Source organism: Streptomyces sp. NPDC052036, assembly GCF_040680495.1.
Taxonomy (GTDB): domain Bacteria; phylum Actinomycetota; class Actinomycetes; order Streptomycetales; family Streptomycetaceae; genus Streptomyces.
This window is the reverse complement of record NZ_JBFAWW010000001.1, coordinates 807103-825268: the sequence shown is the minus strand read 5'-3', so window position 1 is coordinate 825268 and position 18166 is coordinate 807103. Positions and strand designations below refer to the sequence as shown.

General features: G+C 72.2%; 17 protein-coding genes. 10 read left to right on the top strand and 7 right to left on the bottom strand.

Annotation, left to right across the window (positions count from 1 at the left end):
- Positions 1–12 precede the first annotated feature (12 nt).
- Entirely contained in the window at positions 13–270 is a 258-nt protein-coding gene (gene tatA, locus AB0L95_RS03815) for a Sec-independent protein translocase subunit TatA (protein WP_365156307.1), read from the top strand.
- A 31-nt stretch (positions 271–301) separates the two neighbouring features.
- Here the strand turns inward: tatA and AB0L95_RS03810 are convergent, their stop codons facing one another.
- On the bottom strand, positions 302–532 hold the full coding sequence (locus AB0L95_RS03810) for a hypothetical protein (RefSeq protein ID WP_365156304.1): 231 nt from the start codon (positions 530–532) through the stop codon (positions 302–304).
- A gap of 177 nt (positions 533–709) precedes the next feature.
- Complete coding sequence (locus tag AB0L95_RS03805; protein WP_365156301.1) at positions 710–1339, bottom strand: protein-L-isoaspartate(D-aspartate) O-methyltransferase; 630 nt, start codon at positions 1337–1339, stop codon at positions 710–712.
- Positions 1340–1487: 148 nt separating this feature from the next.
- On the opposite strand from AB0L95_RS03805, the gene miaB reads away from it, so the two are divergent.
- Together miaB and AB0L95_RS03795 are read left to right on the top strand one after the other, a co-directional pair.
- The gene (gene miaB, locus AB0L95_RS03800) at positions 1488–3017 is read left to right on the top strand and encodes a tRNA (N6-isopentenyl adenosine(37)-C2)-methylthiotransferase MiaB (protein ID WP_365156299.1); all 1530 of its coding nucleotides are present in this window, start codon (positions 1488–1490) and stop codon (positions 3015–3017) included.
- Positions 3018–3256: 239 nt separating this feature from the next.
- Positions 3257–3976, top strand: a complete 720-nt coding sequence (locus AB0L95_RS03795; RefSeq protein ID WP_365156296.1) for a class III extradiol dioxygenase subunit B-like domain-containing protein — start codon at positions 3257–3259, stop codon at positions 3974–3976.
- A 134-nt stretch (positions 3977–4110) separates the two neighbouring features.
- On the opposite strand, the gene AB0L95_RS03790 is transcribed toward AB0L95_RS03795, so the two are convergent.
- Together AB0L95_RS03790 and AB0L95_RS03785 are read right to left on the bottom strand one after the other, a co-directional pair.
- Complete coding sequence (locus tag AB0L95_RS03790) at positions 4111–4359, bottom strand: antitoxin (protein ID WP_365156294.1); 249 nt, start codon at positions 4357–4359, stop codon at positions 4111–4113.
- Between the two features lie 25 nt (positions 4360–4384).
- The gene (locus AB0L95_RS03785) at positions 4385–4588 is read right to left on the bottom strand and encodes a hypothetical protein (protein ID WP_365156291.1); all 204 of its coding nucleotides are present in this window, start codon (positions 4586–4588) and stop codon (positions 4385–4387) included.
- Positions 4589–4826: 238 nt separating this feature from the next.
- Here AB0L95_RS03785 and miaA point away from each other — a divergent pair, with 238 nt between their 5' ends.
- From miaA to hflX, 6 genes are all read left to right on the top strand, one after another.
- Positions 4827–5765, top strand: a complete 939-nt coding sequence (gene miaA / locus AB0L95_RS03780; RefSeq protein ID WP_365156288.1) for a tRNA (adenosine(37)-N6)-dimethylallyltransferase MiaA — start codon at positions 4827–4829, stop codon at positions 5763–5765.
- Between the two features lie 108 nt (positions 5766–5873).
- Positions 5874–6362: a hypothetical protein gene (locus AB0L95_RS03775; RefSeq protein ID WP_365156519.1), complete on the top strand. Its 489-nt coding sequence runs from the start codon at positions 5874–5876 to the stop codon at positions 6360–6362.
- 210 nt (positions 6363–6572) lie between these two features.
- Positions 6573–7442 carry a diaminopimelate epimerase gene (gene dapF / locus AB0L95_RS03770; RefSeq protein ID WP_365156285.1) on the top strand — a complete coding sequence of 290 codons (870 nt, stop codon included), beginning with the start codon at positions 6573–6575 and terminating at the stop codon, positions 7440–7442.
- A gap of 427 nt (positions 7443–7869) precedes the next feature.
- Positions 7870–10089 carry an HD domain-containing protein gene (locus AB0L95_RS03765; RefSeq protein ID WP_365156282.1) on the top strand — a complete coding sequence of 740 codons (2220 nt, stop codon included), beginning with the start codon at positions 7870–7872 and terminating at the stop codon, positions 10087–10089.
- A gap of 136 nt (positions 10090–10225) precedes the next feature.
- A complete protein-coding gene (locus AB0L95_RS03760) occupies positions 10226–11698 on the top strand; it encodes a M1 family metallopeptidase (RefSeq protein ID WP_365156279.1) in 1473 nt (490 codons plus the stop codon).
- Positions 11699–11892: 194 nt separating this feature from the next.
- Entirely contained in the window at positions 11893–13383 is a 1491-nt protein-coding gene (gene hflX / locus AB0L95_RS03755) for a GTPase HflX (protein ID WP_365156277.1), read from the top strand.
- 145 nt (positions 13384–13528) lie between these two features.
- Here hflX and AB0L95_RS03750 read toward each other — a convergent pair whose 3' ends face one another.
- Complete coding sequence (locus AB0L95_RS03750; RefSeq protein WP_365156274.1) at positions 13529–14755, bottom strand: hypothetical protein; 1227 nt, start codon at positions 14753–14755, stop codon at positions 13529–13531.
- A 274-nt stretch (positions 14756–15029) separates the two neighbouring features.
- Here AB0L95_RS03750 and AB0L95_RS03745 point away from each other — a divergent pair, with 274 nt between their 5' ends.
- Positions 15030–15614 (top strand): hypothetical protein, encoded by a 585-nt coding sequence (locus AB0L95_RS03745; protein ID WP_365156271.1) that lies wholly within the window; start codon positions 15030–15032, stop codon positions 15612–15614.
- A gap of 42 nt (positions 15615–15656) precedes the next feature.
- Here the strand turns inward: AB0L95_RS03745 and AB0L95_RS03740 are convergent, their stop codons facing one another.
- The gene (locus AB0L95_RS03740) at positions 15657–17465 is read right to left on the bottom strand and encodes an FUSC family protein (protein WP_365156268.1); all 1809 of its coding nucleotides are present in this window, start codon (positions 17463–17465) and stop codon (positions 15657–15659) included.
- A 106-nt stretch (positions 17466–17571) separates the two neighbouring features.
- The gene (locus AB0L95_RS03735; protein WP_365156265.1) at positions 17572–18033 is read right to left on the bottom strand and encodes a GreA/GreB family elongation factor; all 462 of its coding nucleotides are present in this window, start codon (positions 18031–18033) and stop codon (positions 17572–17574) included.
- Between the last annotated feature and the right edge of the window lie 133 nt (positions 18034–18166).

The window sequence follows — 18166 nt, the reverse complement described above, 5'->3', positions numbered from 1 at the left end:
CGGGCGCGGCCGATGCTCCGCAACGGACTGGAACCCTGGCATCTGCTGATCGTGGCGATCGTCGTCATCGTGGTGTTCGGCTCGAAGAAGCTGCCGGACACCGCCCGTGCGCTCGGCAAGTCGATGCGCATCCTCAAGAGCGAGGCCAAGGCGATGAAGGGCGAGAACGCGGCCACTTACACCGTCTCCGAGTCCGCCCCGGTGACCCCGACGGCGATCCGGACCGTTGCCGAGGCCGCGGCGGCCGAACCGCCGGCCACCGCTTCCTGAGCCGGGGCTGCCGACTGCCGGCCCGGCCGGGTCAGGGGCTGGCGCTGTCGTAGCCGTATGTCAGGGGCTCGTCCCGGGCGCCGAGCCGGCGCCGGTACACGTACAGCGCCGCCACCTGGACGCCGTCCGCAGGGTCCTCCACCTGGCAGGGGCAGGTCACCTGCACCACCGAGGGCCGGCCCGCGACCCGCATGCGCAGGCCGTCGGCAGGCCCTCCCGCGAGGACCGCCGTCTCCCACTTCGTCGCGACATGAAGATCCATGTCTGTACTGTAAAGTTGCGCAATCGCTGAAGTGTTGTGAGCTCTGCCACCTCGGCGGGCGATGCGCGGGCCGACGGGCCATGGCCAGGGGGCGTGGGGAGAGGCGCCGCGACCGCGGCGGCGAGGGCCCGTAGGACAGGCTCAAGGGAATCGGCAGCGGGGACCCTTGGGGCGGGCTCAAGGGAATCGCGCATCGTCCGGCGGGAAGCCGTGTCGTCCCTGGAGCCGGACGAAGCAGGCTGCGGTCAGCACCCGCAGCTGTCGCAACTCCCGTTCCGTGCGCTCGAAGCACACCACCTGCTCGTGCCCGCCCGGCCCGATCGGCTGCACCAGGCGGCCGCCCTGCCGCAACTGCTCGACCAGCGGCGCGGGCACCTCGGTGAACGCCGCCGACACAAGGACCGCGTCGTACGGAGCCCGCTCCGGCACGCCGCACGTGCCGTCGCCGACCCGCAGGTCCACGTTCCGCACGCCCTGCCGCGCGAGATGCGCGCGCGCCTGCCGGGCCAGGTCCGGCCGCACCTCGATGCTGACCACGTCGGCGGCCAGCCGGGCGAGCAGCGCTGTCTGGAAGCCGAGGCCGGTGCCGATCTCGAGGACGTGCTCGCTCCCGTCCAGACCGAGACCCTCGATCATCAGGGCGGACAGCGACGGCTGCGTGGTGACCTGTCCCTGCCCGATGGCAACGGGCACGTCCCGGTAGGCGGCGGCTGTCTCCCCGGATGGGACAAACCCTGCCCGGGGCGTCGTTCGCACGGCTTCGAGCAGTCGCTCGTCCCTGATCCCGGCCGCTCTGAGGGCGCGCACGAGATCTCCGGGATCCCTGGGTACCGAGGTCACGGTCAGGTCATCACACCACCAGGCCCGGGCAGCCGCTGGGCTGCGGGTTTCCACGAGGCGCCCGCTCCGGGCAGCACCGGGGCAGGGACTTCCAGGAAACGCCTACTCTTGAGGAATGACCAGCAGCAGCGACCGGAGCCTCGCAGTGGACGTTCCCGCACCCAAGAGCTATGAGATCCGCACCTACGGGTGCCAGATGAACGTCCACGACTCCGAGCGGTTGGCCGGGCTGCTCGAAGAGGCCGGGTACGTGCGTGCTCCCGAGGGGTCCGACGGTGACGCGGACGTCGTCGTCTTCAACACCTGCGCCGTGCGCGAGAACGCCGACAACCGCCTCTACGGCAACCTCGGCCGCCTCGCGCCCAGGAAGGCCGACCGCCCCGGCATGCAGATCGCCGTCGGCGGCTGTCTCGCGCAGAAGGACCGCGACACGATCGTGAAGAAGGCGCCCTGGGTGGACGTCGTCTTCGGTACGCACAACATCGGCAAGCTGCCGGTCCTGCTGGAGCGCGCCCGCGTCCAGGAGGAGGCGCAGGTCGAGATCGCCGAGTCGCTGGAGACGTTCCCCTCCACCCTGCCGACGCGGCGCGAGAGCGCGTACGCGGCCTGGGTGTCGATCTCCGTGGGCTGCAACAACACCTGCACCTTCTGTATCGTCCCCGCCCTGCGCGGCAAGGAGAAGGACCGCCGGCCCGGCGACATCCTCGCCGAGGTCGAGACCCTGGTCGCCGAGGGCGTCTCCGAGATCACGCTGCTGGGACAGAACGTCAACGCCTACGGCTCCGACATCGGCGACCGGGAGGCGTTCAGCAAGCTGCTGCGCGCCTGCGGCACCATCGAGGGTCTGGAGCGGGTCCGTTTCACCTCCCCGCACCCGCGCGACTTCACCGACGACGTCATCGCGGCCATGGCCGAGACCCCGAACGCGATGCCGCAGCTGCACATGCCGCTGCAGTCCGGCTCGGACACGGTCCTGAAGGCGATGCGCCGCTCGTACCGCCAGGAGCGCTACCTGGGGATCATCGAGAAGGTGCGGGCCGCCATCCCGCACGCCGCGATCACCACCGACATCATCGTCGGCTTCCCGGGCGAGACCGAGGAGGACTTCGAGCAGACGCTGCACGTGGTCCGCGAGGCGCGGTTCGCGCAGGCGTTCACCTTCCAGTACTCCAAGCGGCCCGGGACCCCTGCGGCCACCATGGAGAACCAGATCCCCAAGGAGGTCGTCCAGGCGCGCTACGAGCGTCTCGTCGCCCTTCAGGAGGAGATCTCCTGGGAGGAGAACAAGAAGCAGGTCGGCCGCACCCTGGAGCTGATGGTCGCCGAGGGCGAGGGCCGCAAGGACGGCGCCACCCACCGCCTCTCCGGCCGCGCCGCCGACAACCGTCTGGTCCACTTCACCAAGCCCGACGAGGAGGTCCGCCCGGGCGACGTGGTGACGGTCGAGGTCACGTACGCCGCCCCGCACCACCTGCTCGCCGAGGGCCCGGTGCTGAGGGTGCGCCGCACGCGCGCGGGCGACGCGTGGGAGAAGCGGAACGCGGCGGAGGCCGCCAAGCCGGCCGGCGTCATGCTGGGGCTGCCGAAGATCGGGCGCCCGGAGCCCCTGCCGGTCGCCACGGCCGGGGCCTGCGGCTGCGACTGACGACGGGCGTCTCCTGGGGCGGGCGCGGGCGCGGGCGCGGGCGGGACGGCTGGACGACCGGGGGCCGACGTCGACTGTTCGGGTCGCCTGCTGCGACCCGGGACGGGCTCGGGCCGCGTGCGGCTGCCGCGTACCGACAGACCCCGCGTGGGCAGGTCCGTCGCCCGCTCGCGGGGGCGTGAGGCCGAGCGCGTCCGCGGAGTGACATGGCGCCGTCCTGCGGGGTTACGCTGCGGATCATGCTCGTCGCCGCAGCCGTCTGCCCCTGTCCGCCCCTGCTCGTGCCCGCGGTCGCCGCGGGCGCCGCGCCCGAACTGGACGGCGCCCGCACCGCATGTGCGGACGCACTGAGCGTGCTCGCCGCCGCGCGCCCCGACCGGCTGGTGGTCGTCGGCCCCGCCCCGGAGAACGGCTGCGGGCCGCATCCGCAGGGCACGCCGGGGTCGTTCCGCGGGTTCGGGGTGGACGTCGACGTACGGCTCGGTAGCGCTGAGCCGAGGCCGGTCGTGCCGGGGCGGGAGCTTCCGCTCTCACTCGCCGTCGCCGCATGGCTGCTGGACCGCCTGAGCTGGGCGGACGCGCCCATGGAGGGGCTCGGCGTGCCGGAACTCATGGACCCCGAGCAGTGCGCCGAGACGGGGGCGGCGCTCGCCGCGCAGGCGGAGCGGGTGGCGCTGCTGGTCATGGGCGATGCGAGCGCCTGCCGCACCCTGAAGGCGCCGGGCTATCTGGACGAGCGCGCGGCTGGCTTCGACGCCGCCGTGGCACGTGCGCTCGACACGGCGGACCTCGCGGCCCTCAGGGCCCTGGACGTCGGCCTGGCCCACGAGTTGCAGGCCTGGGGCCGGGCGCCCTGGCAGATCCTCGCGGGCGCGGCGGCGGGCGCGGACCTCACCGGCGCGCTCCTGTACGACGACGCGCCCTACGGGGTCGGGTATCTCGTGGCGACCTGGTCGTAGCACGCCCGGCCACCCGGCTCAGGTCGCCGCGGCCGGGACCCCGGACCCCGTAACCCCGTGACGCTGACCCGCGACCACGGACACGGCGACGGCCGGGAGGCCCCTGCCTCGCGGCCGTCCGCCGATGTGTCGTGTCAGGACGCCGGAGGCGGCGATCCGCCGGGCGGTGTCTGCCCACTGGTCGCGGGGCCCGTGTCCCGGTGCGCGATGCGTTCCATCGCGTGCTTCGCCTTGCCCGTGCCCGTGTCGATCTTGCCGCTGTACTTGCCCTTGGTCTTCTCGTCGATCATCTTCGCGGCCTTCTCCAGGCCTCGATCGACCTTTCCTTCGTGCTGTTGCGCGAAGTTCGTGACCTTGGCCATCAGGTTGTCCACGAGACCCATGGTCCACCTTCCCTGCGAAGCGCGGTTATGTGCGGGCGCCCTCCTCGACCTCGTTCTCGGCGGCCTCCGCGGCGGACTGCTGCCGGGGGATCCCGACGCCGTCCTCGGCGGTCGGAGCTGTCTCCTCCGCCGCCGTCTCCGGCCCGGTCTCGGTCCCGGCCACCCCCTTGCCTGCGTCCGTCGCCTCCGCCTCGCTCCCGGCCGTCGTCCGCGTGGCCTCCGCCGCCACGGACTGTGCCTCCTCCGTCGTCCTCGACCGCCGGAAAAGCCGTGCAAAAACGCCCATACCTACTCCATACGTTACTCGTGCGGGCGAAATACCGCGTAGCTCGGTGCGCCCGTTTGCATGGCCCGACCCTCCCGCTCTCGAACCGGTGGCCGGAACCTCGCATCAGGCAACGACCCTGCGTGCGGGGCGTAACGTCGCTCGTTCGAGGAGGGGTCCGGAGGTTTGCGAGACTGTTGCGGTGAGTAGTGCAGCCCCCGCACCGCGGGTCATCGCCGTCGTCGGACCGACCGCGGCCGGAAAGTCCGATCTGGGCGTATTCCTTGCCCGACATCTCGGTGGCGAGGTCGTCAACGCCGACTCCATGCAGCTCTACCGGGGGATGGACATCGGCACCGCCAAACTGACCCCCCAGGAGCGCGGCGGCATCCCGCACCATCTGCTGGACATCTGGGACGTGACGGTCACGGCGTCCGTGGCGGAGTATCAGCGCCTCGCCCGCGCCCGGATCGACGCGCTGCTCGCCGAGGGGCGCTGGCCGATCCTGGTGGGCGGCTCCGGTCTGTATGTACGGGGCGCGGTCGACCATCTGGAGTTCCCCGGAACAGACCCGGAGGTGCGCGCCCGGCTCGAGGACGAGCTCGCCCTGAGCGGCTCGGGAGCGCTGCACGCGCGCCTGGCCGCCGCCGACCCGGGGGCCGCGCAGGCGATCCTGCCCAGCAACGGCCGCCGTATCGTCCGGGCCCTGGAGGTCATCGAGATCACCGGCAAGCCCTTCACCGCCAACCTCCCCGGCCATGACTCGGTCTACGACACGGTCCAGATCGGCGTGGACGTGGCGCGCCCCGAGCTCGACGAGCGCATCGCGCGACGGGTCGACCGGATGTGGGAGGCGGGACTCGTGGACGAGGTGCGCGCACTGGAGGCACAGGGGCTGCGAGAGGGGCGCACGGCGTCGCGCGCTCTGGGATATCAGCAGGTGCTCACGGCGCTCGCGGGGGAGTGCACGCTGGAGGAGGCGCGCGCGGAAACCGTACGCGCTACCAAGCGCTTCGCGCGCCGTCAGGACTCATGGTTCCGCCGCGACCCGCGGGTGCACTGGCTCAGCGGCGCCGCGGCGGACCTGCGGGAACTTCCGCACCGTGCGCTGGCGTTGGTCGAACGACCGGTTACAGCCTGATCACGTGATGGCATCGGGACGCCCCGCCCGTCATCCGGGCCTCCGACGGCATGCCATCATCGAGCTTCGATCGACCAAGTGGAGTCCGAGTTGGGAGGGCGCGTGGCGATGGAGGCCGGCCCTCGCGACACCGCAGAGAGCGCGGAGCACGACACCGCGGAGTCCGGGGACCAAAGGCTCAGTTCCGATGGTCCCGACGATCAGCCTGCGGGCGGTGTGACGGACGACGGGCCGGGTGTGGACGAGCTGTCCACCGGGCCCGAGGTCGAGGTCGAGCTGCGCCCGCAGCGTCGGCTGCGGATCTGGCAGTTGGCCCCCATCGTGGGGCTGGCGGCGCTGGGCTCGCTGATGTTCGCCTTCCCGCTGGCCTTCGAGTTCGGTGACGGCGGCGCCGTGGTCGCCATGCTCGGCCTGCTGATCTTCTCCTGCGCGGCGGGCTGGGGCATGATGGCCGCGCGCCGGGTCGGTCACACGTGGCCGGGCCTGCCGCAGCGCGGCTCCGGGCGGCGCCCGGACTGGCGGGTCGTCCTCGCCTACGTCGTCCTGGTCGCCGCGGTGGTCGTGCTGGCCGTGTGGCGCGTGGCCCGACTGCGCTGAGCCGCCGGGACCCATCGGGCCGACCGGCCGTATCCCTGTCGCGAACCGCCGGCCGTACCCCCGTCGCGATCCAGGCGCCGTACGCTCGTCGCGATCCGGCCACCGCACTCCCGTCGTGATGCCGTCGCCGCCCCGCCTACGCCCCCCACCAGGCCGTCCGCCCCCGGGCCACTCGTCCCGGGTGTCATGGCGACCCCGTACGATCGAGGAATGAGCACGCGGATCGCCTTCCTCAAGGGGCACGGCACGGAGAACGACTTCGTGATCGTCCCCGACCCGGAGAACGTCATCGACCTGCCCGCATCCGCCGTCGCCGCCCTGTGCGACCGCCGCGCGGGCATCGGCGGCGACGGTCTGCTGCACGTCGTGCGCTCCGCCGCGCACCCCGACGCCCGGGGGGTGGCCGACCAGGCGGAGTGGTTCATGGACTACCGCAACGGGGACGGCTCGATCGCGGAGATGTGCGGCAACGGCGTACGGGTGTTCGCGCACTACCTCCGGCGCGCGGGGCATGTGGCCGAGGGGGATCTCACGGTCGCCACGCGCGGGGGCGTCAAGACCGTGCACATCGCCAAGAACGGCGACATCACCGTCGGCATGGGCCGGGCGCTCCTCCCCGAGGACGGGGTCACGGTGAGCGTCGGCGAGCGCAGCTGGCCCGCCCGCAACGTGAACATGGGCAACCCGCACGCGGTGGCCTTCGTCGACGACCTCGCGCACGCGGGCGATCTGTACACCGCGCCCCCGTTCAGCCCGGCCGCCGTCTACCCGGACGGGGTGAACGTCGAGTTCGTGGCCGACCGCGCGCCCCGGCACGTGGCGATGCGCGTCCATGAGCGGGGCTCCGGCGAGACCCGCTCGTGCGGCACGGGCGCGTGCGCCGTGGCCGTCGCCACGGCCCGCCGCGACGGCGCCGACCCGACCGTCACGGGCACCCCGGTGACGTACACCGTGGACGTTCCCGGCGGTACCCTGGTGATCACCGAGCACCCGGACGGCGAGATCGAGATGACCGGCCCGGCGGTGATCGTCGCCGAGGGGGAGATCGACACCGACTGGCTGCGGGCCGCGGCGCGCTGACCCGGCACCCTGTCAACCCGCCCCGACCAGCGGCCCCTTGGGGGCGAACTGGCGGCGCGCTGAAGCACGGGGTCGCACATGAACGTGACACTCGGCACAGAGGGGTGGCCGGAAAACATCCCCGGGCCGCTCCTCCGAGGGGCTCCGGATCGCAGCCCGGCTCCCTCAGGGCGCTCCGATCCGCAGCCCGGGGCGGCCGGGTCTGCTCGAATCGATGGTCGGCGTCTTGACCTATGGCCGAAAGCCGTAAACCCCTGAATCGTCGCTCGAATGGGTGATCCGGTTCACGCTCGGCGAGAGCCGGTCGGGCGGGCGTGGTGGGCTCGATAGCATCAAGCACCGGCCCGGACGGGGGACCGTCGCCATCCCCTGCGCCGCGTATGCCAAGAGGCACTCCGTCCGCCGGTCCACGAGCCGGAGGTGCCCCATGAGTGCGGAGGCCACGAACCCTGCCACCCCCGCCCCTGCCACACCGGGGACGCACCGCAGGAAGAGCCGCGCCCGGATCGACCTGCGCCGCCTGGGGCGCGCCGCCCTGCTCGGCCCCGCCACCCGCGACCGGCTGCCCGACGCGATCGGCCATGTCGCCGAGGCGCACCGCGCCCACCACCCCGACGCCGACCTCGAACCACTGCGCCGCGCCTATCTGTTGGCCGAATCCTCACACCGCGGACAGATGCGCAAGAGTGGCGAGCCATACATCACGCACCCCCTCGCCGTGACCCTGATCCTCGCCGAACTCGGGGCCGAGACCACCACCTTGACCGCATCCCTGCTCCACGACACGGTCGAGGACACGGACGTGACACTCGACCAGGTGCGCGAGCAGTTCGGCGAGGAGGTGCGCTACCTCGTCGACGGCGTCACCAAGCTGGAGAAGGTCGACTACGGCGCCGCCGCCGAACCCGAGACCTTCCGCAAGATGCTCGTCGCGACCGGCAGCGACGTCCGCGTGATGTCGATCAAACTCGCCGACCGCCTGCACAACATGCGCACCCTTGGCGTGATGCGCCCGGAGAAGCAGGCGCGGATCGCCAAGGTCACCCGGGACGTGCTCATCCCGCTCGCCGAACGCCTCGGCGTCCAGGCGCTCAAGACCGAGCTGGAGGACCTCGTCTTCGCGATCCTGCATCCCGAGGAGTACGAGCACACCCGGGAGCTGATCGTCGAGAGCGCGGCGCACGGGGACGACCCGCTCGCCGGCATGGCCGAACAGGTGCGCACGGTCCTGCGCGAGGCGGATATCCAGGCCGAAGTCCTCATCAGGCCACGGCACTTCGTCTCCGTGCACCGCATCTCCCGCAAGCGGGGCCGGCTGCGCGGCGCGGACTTCGGCCGGCTCCTGGTCCTGGTGAACGAGGACGCCGACTGCTACGGGGTCCTCGGCGAGCTGCACACCTGTATGACGCCGGTGGTCTCGGAGTTCAAGGACTTCATCGCCGTCCCCAAGTTCAACCTGTACCAGTCGCTGCACACCGCGGTCGCGCGCGAGGACGGCGAGATCGCCGAGGTCCTCATCCGCACCCACCAGATGCACAAGGTGGCGGAGGCGGGCGTGATCGCCCTCGGCAACCCCTACGCCCCCGCCCCCGACGACCCGTCCGACGGCGAGCGCGTCGACCCCACCCGCCCCGGCTGGCTCTCGCGCCTACTGACCTGGCAGGAGGCCGCCCCGGACACCGACACCTTCTGGTCCACCCTGCGCGAGGACCTCGCCCAGGACCGGGAGATCACCGTCTTCCGCCCCGACGGGGGCGCCCTGGGGCTCCCCGAGGGCGCGAGTTGTGTGGACGCCGCCTACGCGCAGTACGGGGAGGACGCGCACGCCTGTATCGGTGCCCGCGTCAACGGACGGCTCGCGACGCTGGGCACCGTTCTGCAGGACGGCGACACGGTGCAGCTCCTCATGGGCCAGGACCCGGCCTCCGAGCCCTCCAGAGAGTGGCTGGAACACGCGCACACCCCCGCCGCGCGGATCGCCATCCAGCGCCGGCTGGCGGCGCATCCCGCGCCGGGGGACCCGTCCGGCGGCACGTCGGCACCGGGCGCCGCGCGCCACGGCGCCGAGGCCGCTGCGGACGGCGCAGGCGCGCACACCTCCGCGCCTGACACCGCCGCACGCCCCACCGCACCGCCCTCACGCCCACCCGCGCCTCCCGCGCGCCCCATGGCGGACGCGCCCGGCGCACGCGCCGCCAACGCGGTCGTCGACCTCCCCGGCGCCTCGGTACGGCTCGCCGGCTGCTGTACGCCCGTGCCGCCCGACGAGGTCACCGGCTTCGCCGTTCGCGGAGGTGCGGTGACCGTGCATCGCGTCGAGTGCGCCGGAGCGGCGCGCATGAAGAGCACCGGGCGCCCGGAGATCGGCGTGCGCTGGGGCGACACCACCGACTGCCGGGTCACCCTCGTCGCCGAGTCGTTCGGGCGCCCGCACCTCCTCGCGGACCTCACCGAGGCCATCGCCCTGGAGGGCGTGGCCATCGTCTCCGCCACCGTCGAGCCGCCCAGCCAGCAGCGGGTGCGCCACACCTACACGTTGCAACTCCCGGACGCGGCACATCTTCCGGCCCTCATGCGCGCCATGCGGAACGTGCCCGGTGTGTACGACGTCAGCCGGGCCCACAACGCCGCGGCGGCCGCCCGCTGAGCAGCCGTACGTCCGCTCCCCGGCCATCCCCCTCCAGGCGGCGGCCGGGGCTCTCGGGGCCCGGAACTGAACCCGTTCGGGTGGGCCCGGCGCGCGTCGTCACCGCGTGATGCACGCGCGCTGGTAGCCGTGGTCCATGCCGCACACCCCCCGTTCCGCCATCCCTCGTGCCCGGCGTGCCCGGGCGGCCCTGCTCGCCTGTGTCGTCTCCGGCTGTCTGATCGCGGCGGGCGCCCCCACGCCCGCCGCGCCCCTGGGCATCGGCGACCGGCTCTACCCGACGCTCGGCAACCCCGGCTACGACGTCCTGTCGTACGACCTCTCCTTCACCTATCCCGGCAGCAACAGCAAGCCGCTCACCGCCGTCACCAAGATCCGTGCGCGCGCCACCCAGCGTCTGGAGAGCGTCAATCTGGACTTCGCGCACGGCACGGTGGCGTCCGTCGACGTCAACGGGGCGCCCGCGGGCTTCACCACCGCGGGAGAGGACCTGGTGATCACACCGGCCGCCCCGCTCCCCAAGGGCGGCGCGCTGATCATCACCGTGCGGCACACCAGCGACCCGGTGTCCGAGAAGGGCCGGGAGGGCGGCTGGGTGCAGACCGACGACGGGCTCGTGATGGCCAACCAGGCCGACGCCGCCCATCTGGTCTTCCCCTGCAACGACCACCCCTCCGACAAGGCGCTGTTCACCTTCCACGTGACCGCGCCGGCCGGCTACCGGGCCGTGGCCAACGGACTCCCGGTGGACACCCGGCCCAGCGGCGACGCCACGACCTGGAGCTACCGCACCCAGCACCCCATGGCCACCGAACTCGCCCAGGTCTCCATCGGCCGCACCACCGTGCTCCAGCGCCGCGGCCCGCACGGACTGCCGCTGCGTGACGTCGTCCCCGCCCAGGACGCGGCGCAGCTCGAACCCTGGCTGGCGAAGACCCCCGCCCAGATCGCCTGGATGGAGCAGAAGGTCGGCCCGTACCCCTTCGAGACCTACGGGCTGCTGATCGCCCGGGCGCGCACCGGCTTCGAACTCGAGACCCAGACGCTCTCCCTCTTCGAGAAGGACGTCTTCGGCAACCCCGCCTACCCCCAGTGGTACGTGGAGTCGATCATGGTGCACGAGCTGTCCCACCAGTGGTTCGGTGACAGCATCAGCCCGCGCACCTGGTCCGACCTGTGGCTCAACGAGGGGCACGCCACCTGGTACGAGTCCCTGTACGCGGAGGAGACCGCGCACCGGCCGATGGAGGACCGTATGAAGGCGGCCTACGCCCTCTCCGACCGCTGGCGCGCCACCGGAGGCCCGCCCGCGGCCCCCCAGCCGCCCCGGCAGGGCCAGAAGATCGCCATCTTCCGGCCGAGCGTCTACGACGGCGCCGCGCTCGTGCTGTACGCGCTCCGCCAGGAGATCGGGCGCCCCGCCTTCGGGCGCCTGGAGCGGTCCTGGGCCGCCCTGCACCGGGACGGCACGTCGACCACGGCCGACTTCGAGCAGCTGGCCTCCCGCGAGGCGGGGCGCGATCTGAGCGCGTTCTTCCAGGGCTGGCTGTACGGCAGGAAGACCCCGCCGATGCCGGGCCACCCGGACTGGAAGAGCAACCCCGTCTGAGCCCCGGGGCGGGACGACAACTCGGATGACGGGACGGGCCGTGCCGTGCGACCATCGACGGGTCGGCGGCGCGGCCCCGGGCCGGGCGACGGGAATCTCCCGGGCAGCCCGAGCGTTGTGACCTGTGCGAGTGGTGTGGCCGAGACGGCCCCCACCGACGCCGCAAACGGATTCCCCAACGACGTAAGGACCCAATGACCTCCTCCTCTTCCCCTTCCCAGGACACCAAGCGCTTCGCGCACACCCACCCCGAGGGTCTTCGGGCCGATGCCCTGATGGAAGAGGACGTCGCCTGGAGCCACGAGATCGACGGAGAGCGGGACGGCGACCAGTTCGACCGCTCCGAGCGCGCGGCCCTGCGCCGGGTCGCGGGCCTGTCCACCGAGCTCGAGGACGTCACCGAGGTCGAGTACCGACAGCTGCGCCTGGAGCGCGTCGTGCTCGTCGGGGTGTGGACCTCGGGGACCGCGCAGGACGCGGAGAACTCGCTGGCCGAGCTGGCGGCCCTCGCGGAGACCGCCGGCGCGCTCGTGCTGGACGGTGTCACCCAGCGCCGCGACAAGCCCGACGCGGCCACTTATATCGGCTCCGGCAAGGCCGAGGAGCTGCGGGACGTCGTCGTGGAGACGGGTGCGGACACCGTCATCTGCGACGGTGAGCTGAGCCCCGGCCAGCTGATCCACCTCGAGGACGTCGTCAAGGTCAAGGTCATCGACCGTACGGCCCTGATCCTGGACATCTTCGCCCAGCACGCCAAGTCCCGGGAGGGCAAGGCGCAGGTCGCCCTCGCCCAGATGCAGTACATGCTGCCGAGGCTGCGCGGCTGGGGTCAGTCGCTGTCCCGGCAGATGGGCGGCGGCAGCGGCGGCCTGGCGACCCGTGGTCCCGGTGAGACCAAGATCGAGACGGATCGGCGGCGGATCCGCGAGAAGATGGCGAAGATGCGCCGGGAGATCGCGGACATGAAGACCGGCCGCGAGATCAAGCGCAAGGAGCGCAGGCGCCACAAGGTGCCCTCGGTCGCCATCGCGGGCTACACCAACGCCGGAAAGTCCTCCCTGCTCAACCGCCTCACGGGCGCGGGCGTCCTGGTCGAGAACGCACTGTTCGCGACCCTCGACCCCACCGTGCGCCGGGCGGAGACCCCGAGCGGGCGGCTGTACACCCTGGCCGACACGGTCGGCTTCGTCCGGCATCTGCCGCACGACCTGGTCGAGGCGTTCCGTTCCACCATGGAGGAGGTCGGCGACTCCGATCTCATCCTGCACGTGGTGGACGGCTCCCACCCGGACCCGGAGGAGCAGCTGGCCACCGTGCGCGAGGTGATCCGTGAGGTCGGTGCCACGGACGTGCCCGAGATCGTCGTGATCAACAAGGCGGACGCGGCCGACCCGCTGGTGCTCCAGCGGCTGCTGCGGGTCGAGAAGCACGCGATCGCGATCTCGGCGCGCACCGGCCGGGGCATCGAGGAACTGCGCGCGCTCATCGACAACGAGTTGCCCAGGCCGGCGGTCGAGGTCGAGGCGGTCGTGCCCTACACCGAGGGCCGTCTGGTCGCGCGGGCCCACGCCGAGGGCGAGGTGATCTCCGAGGAGCACACCCCGGAGGGCACGCTGCTCAAGGTGCGGGTGCACGAGGAACTGGCGGCGGACCTGGCGCCGTACGTCCCGGCTCCCGCGCTCTGACCCCCGAGCGACAAGGCCCGCTCCCCCGAGAGGGAGCGGGCCTTCGCGTGTCCATGGGCGTTCCGTCACCGGTCGCCGTACGGGCCGTCCCGGCGCCTAGCCGGCGTAGGCCCGGGCACGTCCGGGCGCGGGCCGCCGCGTCCCGTCACCGGCCGGCGAACTTCTCGCTGACCGAGTCGTAGACGCCCTTGGCCACCTGACCCAGCCGTGGTCCGGCCAGCCAGCCCGAGGACACCGGGCCGATCGAGGTGTTGGAGACCAGCGCGGGCTTGCCGCTCGCGTCCCGCTCCACCCAGCCGCCGCCGGACGCACCGCCCGTCATGGTGCAGCCGATGCGGTACATCGTCGGGTCCGTGCGCAGCAGCGAGAGCCGGCCCGGCTTGTCCTGGCACTGGTACAGCTTCTGGCCGTCGTACGGCGCCGCCGCCGGGTAGCCGGCCGCCGTGATGCTGTCGACCTTCGGCACGGCCGGCGCGCTGAAGTTCACCGGGAGCGCCGAACCGACGGTCTCCTCCAGTGACTTCCCGCCGTTGCCCGCCTCCGGCGTCACATGGATGACGGCGAAGTCGTACGACGCGCCCTGGCCGCCGGTCTCGCCGCCCTGCTCGATCCACTGCTGCGACGTCTGCGCCCAGTCGCCCCACCAGACGCCGTACGGGGCGATCTGCTGCCGTGTGGCACTCGCCATCCGGGCCGCCGTCAACCCGGAGTTGTTGTACGCGGGCACGAACGCGATGTTGCGGTACCAGCCGCCCTGCTTGCCGGCGTGCACACAGTGGCCCGCCGTCCACACGAGGTTGGACTTGCCGGGGTGCGCCGGGTCCTGCACGACCGTCGCCGAGCAGACCATCGTGCCCTTGGGGGAGTCGAAGAACACCTTGCCCGCCGTGGGCGCGTGCTCGTGGTACGCGGCCGGTACGGCCTGCGCGGGAACCGGCGCGGGCGTCGGGTCGGTGACGCCCTGGTCGCCCGAGAGGTCGTCGACGCCCACGACCTTGTCGGGGTCATTGGCCTTGCGCATCCGCTCCGGGTTCCACAGGCCCTTGATCACGGGGTTGATGAAGTCGTCGGCCTCGCGCAGCCAGTCGTCCTTCTTCCAGTTCTTCCAGGCGCCGTTCTTCCACTTGTCGACATCGATCCCGTGCTCCTTGAGCTTCCGCTTGATGTCGTCCGGGATCTTGATCTTTCCGTCGTCGGCGGAGGACGCGGACGCGCTCGCCTCGCCGCTCGCCCGGGCACCGTCACCGGAGTCGCACGCGGTCGCGGTCAGCGCCAGCGCCGCGGCGAGGCCGACTGCCGTCAGCCCCCGGGACGTTCTGGCGGGCACGCTCCCTTCCCTGCGCACGGTGAAGGGCGGGCGTATGCGTCGCATGGTCTGAACTCCCCCTGACACGAGCAGTGCTGAACGGCCTCCCACACTATGGGCCGGCTGTGGACGGCAATCCATGGAACGGCAACGGTTCGGCTACAAGCGGCCTCGGCCGGTTCCGGCAACTGCCGCACGGGTGTGTCCGGCCGCCCGGTGCGTGGTCGTGGACCATGAACCGCGGCGAAGCATGAACCGCAGCTGTGGACCGCAGAGCGCACGGAGCGCAGCACTCTGCGGTCCAGTCGTGTCATTTGTCCTGGTGTGGCAGCCTCGTGTTATGACTCCGGCGAACACGACGGGTGCCGACGGCGCCACGGTGTACTACGGAAACCTGGACAACGGTCACGCCCTTCAGGTGTTCCTCGAACTGCGCGACCGGGGCAGTCACCGCATGGCGGAGAGCCTCCTCGGCACCATCCGCCAGGCCGCCGACGACAACAGGTTCGTCGTGAAGTTCCATTTCGCGGCGACCATGGACGACACGGTCGGCGGCAGCGGCTCCCGGCGCGGTCTGAGCGCACTCGGCGCGGCGAGCGACGTGGGGCAACGGCAATTCATCGAGTACCTGGCCGCGTTGTTCGCGGCGCAGCCGTTCCCGCCCGGAAACGACCGCTTCTCCGACCCGTCCGTACTGCTGTCGCTGGCGAGCGAGGTCGACGGACTGAGGTCCCCCGACTTCGACCACAAGGTCACCGACGACACCTATCTGACCTGGGCCGGAGAAGCGGTCGGCAGCTTCCCCTCCTTCGGCGTGGTGGGAACGCCGGTGGTCTGGTACGACGACCAGGTGATCCCCGTCGTGAAGACCGAGGACGGGGCCGCCATCACTTCACAAGAATTCCTGGCCCAGCTGTCGACGTGAGGCAGTCGACGCTGAGCCCGGCGACCATGGTGTCCGGAGCTCTCAGGGGCGATGGCGGTGCAGCTGTGCGAGCAGACGGTAGGCGCGCTGTTCGGTGGCCACGAGCAGCGCCGGGTCGATCCCGGCCGGCCACAGCTCACCGGCCGCGGCGTCGTCGGCCTCGCACAGTTCCACAACCGCTATCGCCAGATGCACCTGGATGAACGCGGGCGGCGCTCCGGTGACGTGGTCCAGCGCCCGTTCGGCCCGCTCCGCGGCCTCCTGGCACGCGGCCAGCGCCCGCTCCACCCGGATCGCGGCCTGGTCGTGGACCACGAGCAGCGCACACAGCACCGCCACGGCGATGCCCACGATGCTGCCCAGCACCCGGTCGAGGACCAGTTGTCCGGTCGGGGCGGGCGCCGCCAGATCGCTCAGCAGCAGTGCCAACGGCGTGAGGAAGACGACGCCGAGGCCGTAGTTGCGGGCCACGACGTACTCCAGCAGGAACTCAAGGATCACGATCAGCATCGCGAGCGCCACGGGTTCCAGGTGCGCGGCGAGGGCTCCGAACGCGAGCACCAGCCCGACGACCGTGCCGAGGGTCCGCTGAACGGCACGCTGGGTCGTGGTGCGGAGGTTGACCGAGTGCAGCACGGCGGCCGCCGAGATCGCCGCCCAGTAGCCGCGCTCCAGGCCCAGAAAGGCCGCGATCCCTCCCGCCGCTCCGGTGCCCAATGCCATCCGCACGGCGGGAACGGCCAGGACGGCGAGGCGACCGGTGCCCCTGTGCCGTCCCATCAGCAGTTCGGTGGCACGGCGCGCGGCCGGACCGCCCTGCGCCGTGACCGCCGCGGCCGGGCGCACGACCCCCGCGGCGTCTCGGCGCTCTCCTGACACTCCGGGCGCATCCGGGCCGCCTGATGCCCCAGGGCACAGCTCGCTGAGCACGAGGGGATCTCGGCGCCGTCGGTCGGTCAGCAGACGAGCCTGCCGGCGCAGGTGGTGCGCCGTGCCGGCCGGGTCGGCGGGGGAGTGCGCCGCCGAGCCGATCAACAGGGTCCAGGACAGATCGGTCAGCTGGACGAAGGCCGCGTCGCGACCGGGTTCCGACCTCCCGGCGCCCGCGGGCGGCGCGACTCCGAGGCACTGGTACGCGTGGAGGACGGCGACGGTCGCCCGGTGCCGCGGCTGCCGGGGCACCTCCCCGGCAGCGGACGCCTCCAGGAGTTCGGAGAGTCTGCGCAGTGCGGTGGCCACCGCGAGACGCTGCGGCCGGTCCGGATGCACCAGTCGGCCCGATACGCCCAGCAGCCAGGCCAGGGCCGCTCCCGCCGCCGCGAGAGCGGTGTACGGGAGCACATCGGCGCTCCGGGTCGAGTCGTTGGCCGCCACCGCGAACGAGAACAGCAGCAGCACCGCGCCCAGCCCGCTCAGCCGCTTCGCGTCACAGACGAATTTCGCCGCTCCCGCGACCAGGGCCGTCGCCGCGACCACCGCCGCGGTACCGGCACCTCCGGCCGACGGCCGCGCCCACGCGGCGAGGGCCGCACCGCAGCCCACCAGCACCGTCATGGCCACGGCCACCACGGCCAGGACGCGGGCCCGGCGCGCGTAGGGCAGATTGCGGCCGAAGGTGGTGGTGAAGGAGCCCAGCATGGCGTAGACGGCGAGGTCGGGCCGTCCTGCCTGCGTGATCGGCACCGCGAGGAGCCCCATGGCCAGGGCGGCCCGCAGGGCGAACACAAACGCCCCGTCCACCTCGTGCAGCGTCAGCGCACCGCGCGGTGAGAGCGCGTGGGGTGCGCCGGCGAGCCAGCGCCGCCGGCCTTGCCGAGGCTCGGGAAGGGCGAAGCGGCGCACAATCCGCATGTCGGGTGTATACCCCCTGCTCTCGTCGGGGTCGCGATCACCGAGTCGAGCCGGGCCGCCGTCGTCTGCCGCGCGTGCGGGCCTCAGTGCCGCCGCGGTCGCGGCACTAGCCCAGGGACACCACCACTGCGGTCGCCTGTCCCCCGGGCGCGTCGTAGCTGACCGTGTCGCCCGCGTGGTGGCCGAGGAGGGCGCGCCCGAGCGGGCTGTCGGCCGTGACCAGCGTCGGGTCCAACTCCTCGGCCGTCTCGCCGATCTGGAGAGTCTCCATCGAGCCGTCGGGGAATCGCACGGTGACCGTGCTGCCCACACCGACCAGGTCGGTGGGCGGCGGGCCTGCCGTTTCCGCCTCTCGGAGCCTTGTCGTGATCATCGAGATCCGGGCGTCCAGACGCTGCAGATCACCGGCGCGCTGCAACTCGTCGGCTTCGTCGGCGCGGTCGCCCACCGCCGCGTCGGAGTCCCGTAGCGTCGCGGCGACCATCGTGCGTTCGGCGCGCAGGTCGGCAAGCTCATGTTCCAGGGCGTGGCGGGCGGCGTCGCTGATCGGCGCTGGTTCGCTGGGCATGCCTGCTCCTCGGGGGTAGCAGAGGGAGGGTCCCAAACAGGGCATTGTGCATCATATCAGTCGTATTTAGGGCCGGTGTCGCGTCGAATCCAGTGGCTTTGTGCGGTGCGCGCGGACACGGGCGAGCCGCGAC

What these genes read in the sequence shown, in the direction of transcription:
- tatA (WP_365156307.1), top strand. Translation starts at nt 13, where the DNA reads ATGCTCCGCAACGGACTGGAACCCTGGCATCTGCTGATCGTGGCGATC.
- AB0L95_RS03810 (WP_365156304.1), bottom strand. Translation starts at nt 532, where the DNA reads ATGGATCTTCATGTCGCGACGAAGTGGGAGACGGCGGTCCTCGCGGGA.
- miaB (WP_365156299.1), top strand. Translation starts at nt 1,488, where the DNA reads ATGACCAGCAGCAGCGACCGGAGCCTCGCAGTGGACGTTCCCGCACCC.
- AB0L95_RS03795 (WP_365156296.1), top strand. Translation starts at nt 3,257, where the DNA reads ATGCTCGTCGCCGCAGCCGTCTGCCCCTGTCCGCCCCTGCTCGTGCCC.
- AB0L95_RS03790 (WP_365156294.1), bottom strand. Translation starts at nt 4,359, where the DNA reads ATGGGTCTCGTGGACAACCTGATGGCCAAGGTCACGAACTTCGCGCAA.
- AB0L95_RS03775 (WP_365156519.1), top strand. Translation starts at nt 5,874, where the DNA reads ATGGAGGCCGGCCCTCGCGACACCGCAGAGAGCGCGGAGCACGACACC.
- dapF (WP_365156285.1), top strand. Translation starts at nt 6,573, where the DNA reads ATGAGCACGCGGATCGCCTTCCTCAAGGGGCACGGCACGGAGAACGAC.
- AB0L95_RS03765 (WP_365156282.1), top strand. Translation starts at nt 7,870, where the DNA reads ATGAGTGCGGAGGCCACGAACCCTGCCACCCCCGCCCCTGCCACACCG.
- AB0L95_RS03760 (WP_365156279.1), top strand. Translation starts at nt 10,226, where the DNA reads ATGCCGCACACCCCCCGTTCCGCCATCCCTCGTGCCCGGCGTGCCCGG.
- hflX (WP_365156277.1), top strand. Translation starts at nt 11,893, where the DNA reads ATGACCTCCTCCTCTTCCCCTTCCCAGGACACCAAGCGCTTCGCGCAC.
- AB0L95_RS03750 (WP_365156274.1), bottom strand. Translation starts at nt 14,755, where the DNA reads ATGCGACGCATACGCCCGCCCTTCACCGTGCGCAGGGAAGGGAGCGTG.
- AB0L95_RS03745 (WP_365156271.1), top strand. Translation starts at nt 15,030, where the DNA reads ATGACTCCGGCGAACACGACGGGTGCCGACGGCGCCACGGTGTACTAC.
- AB0L95_RS03740 (WP_365156268.1), bottom strand. Translation starts at nt 17,465, where the DNA reads ATGCGGATTGTGCGCCGCTTCGCCCTTCCCGAGCCTCGGCAAGGCCGG.
- AB0L95_RS03735 (WP_365156265.1), bottom strand. Translation starts at nt 18,033, where the DNA reads ATGCCCAGCGAACCAGCGCCGATCAGCGACGCCGCCCGCCACGCCCTG.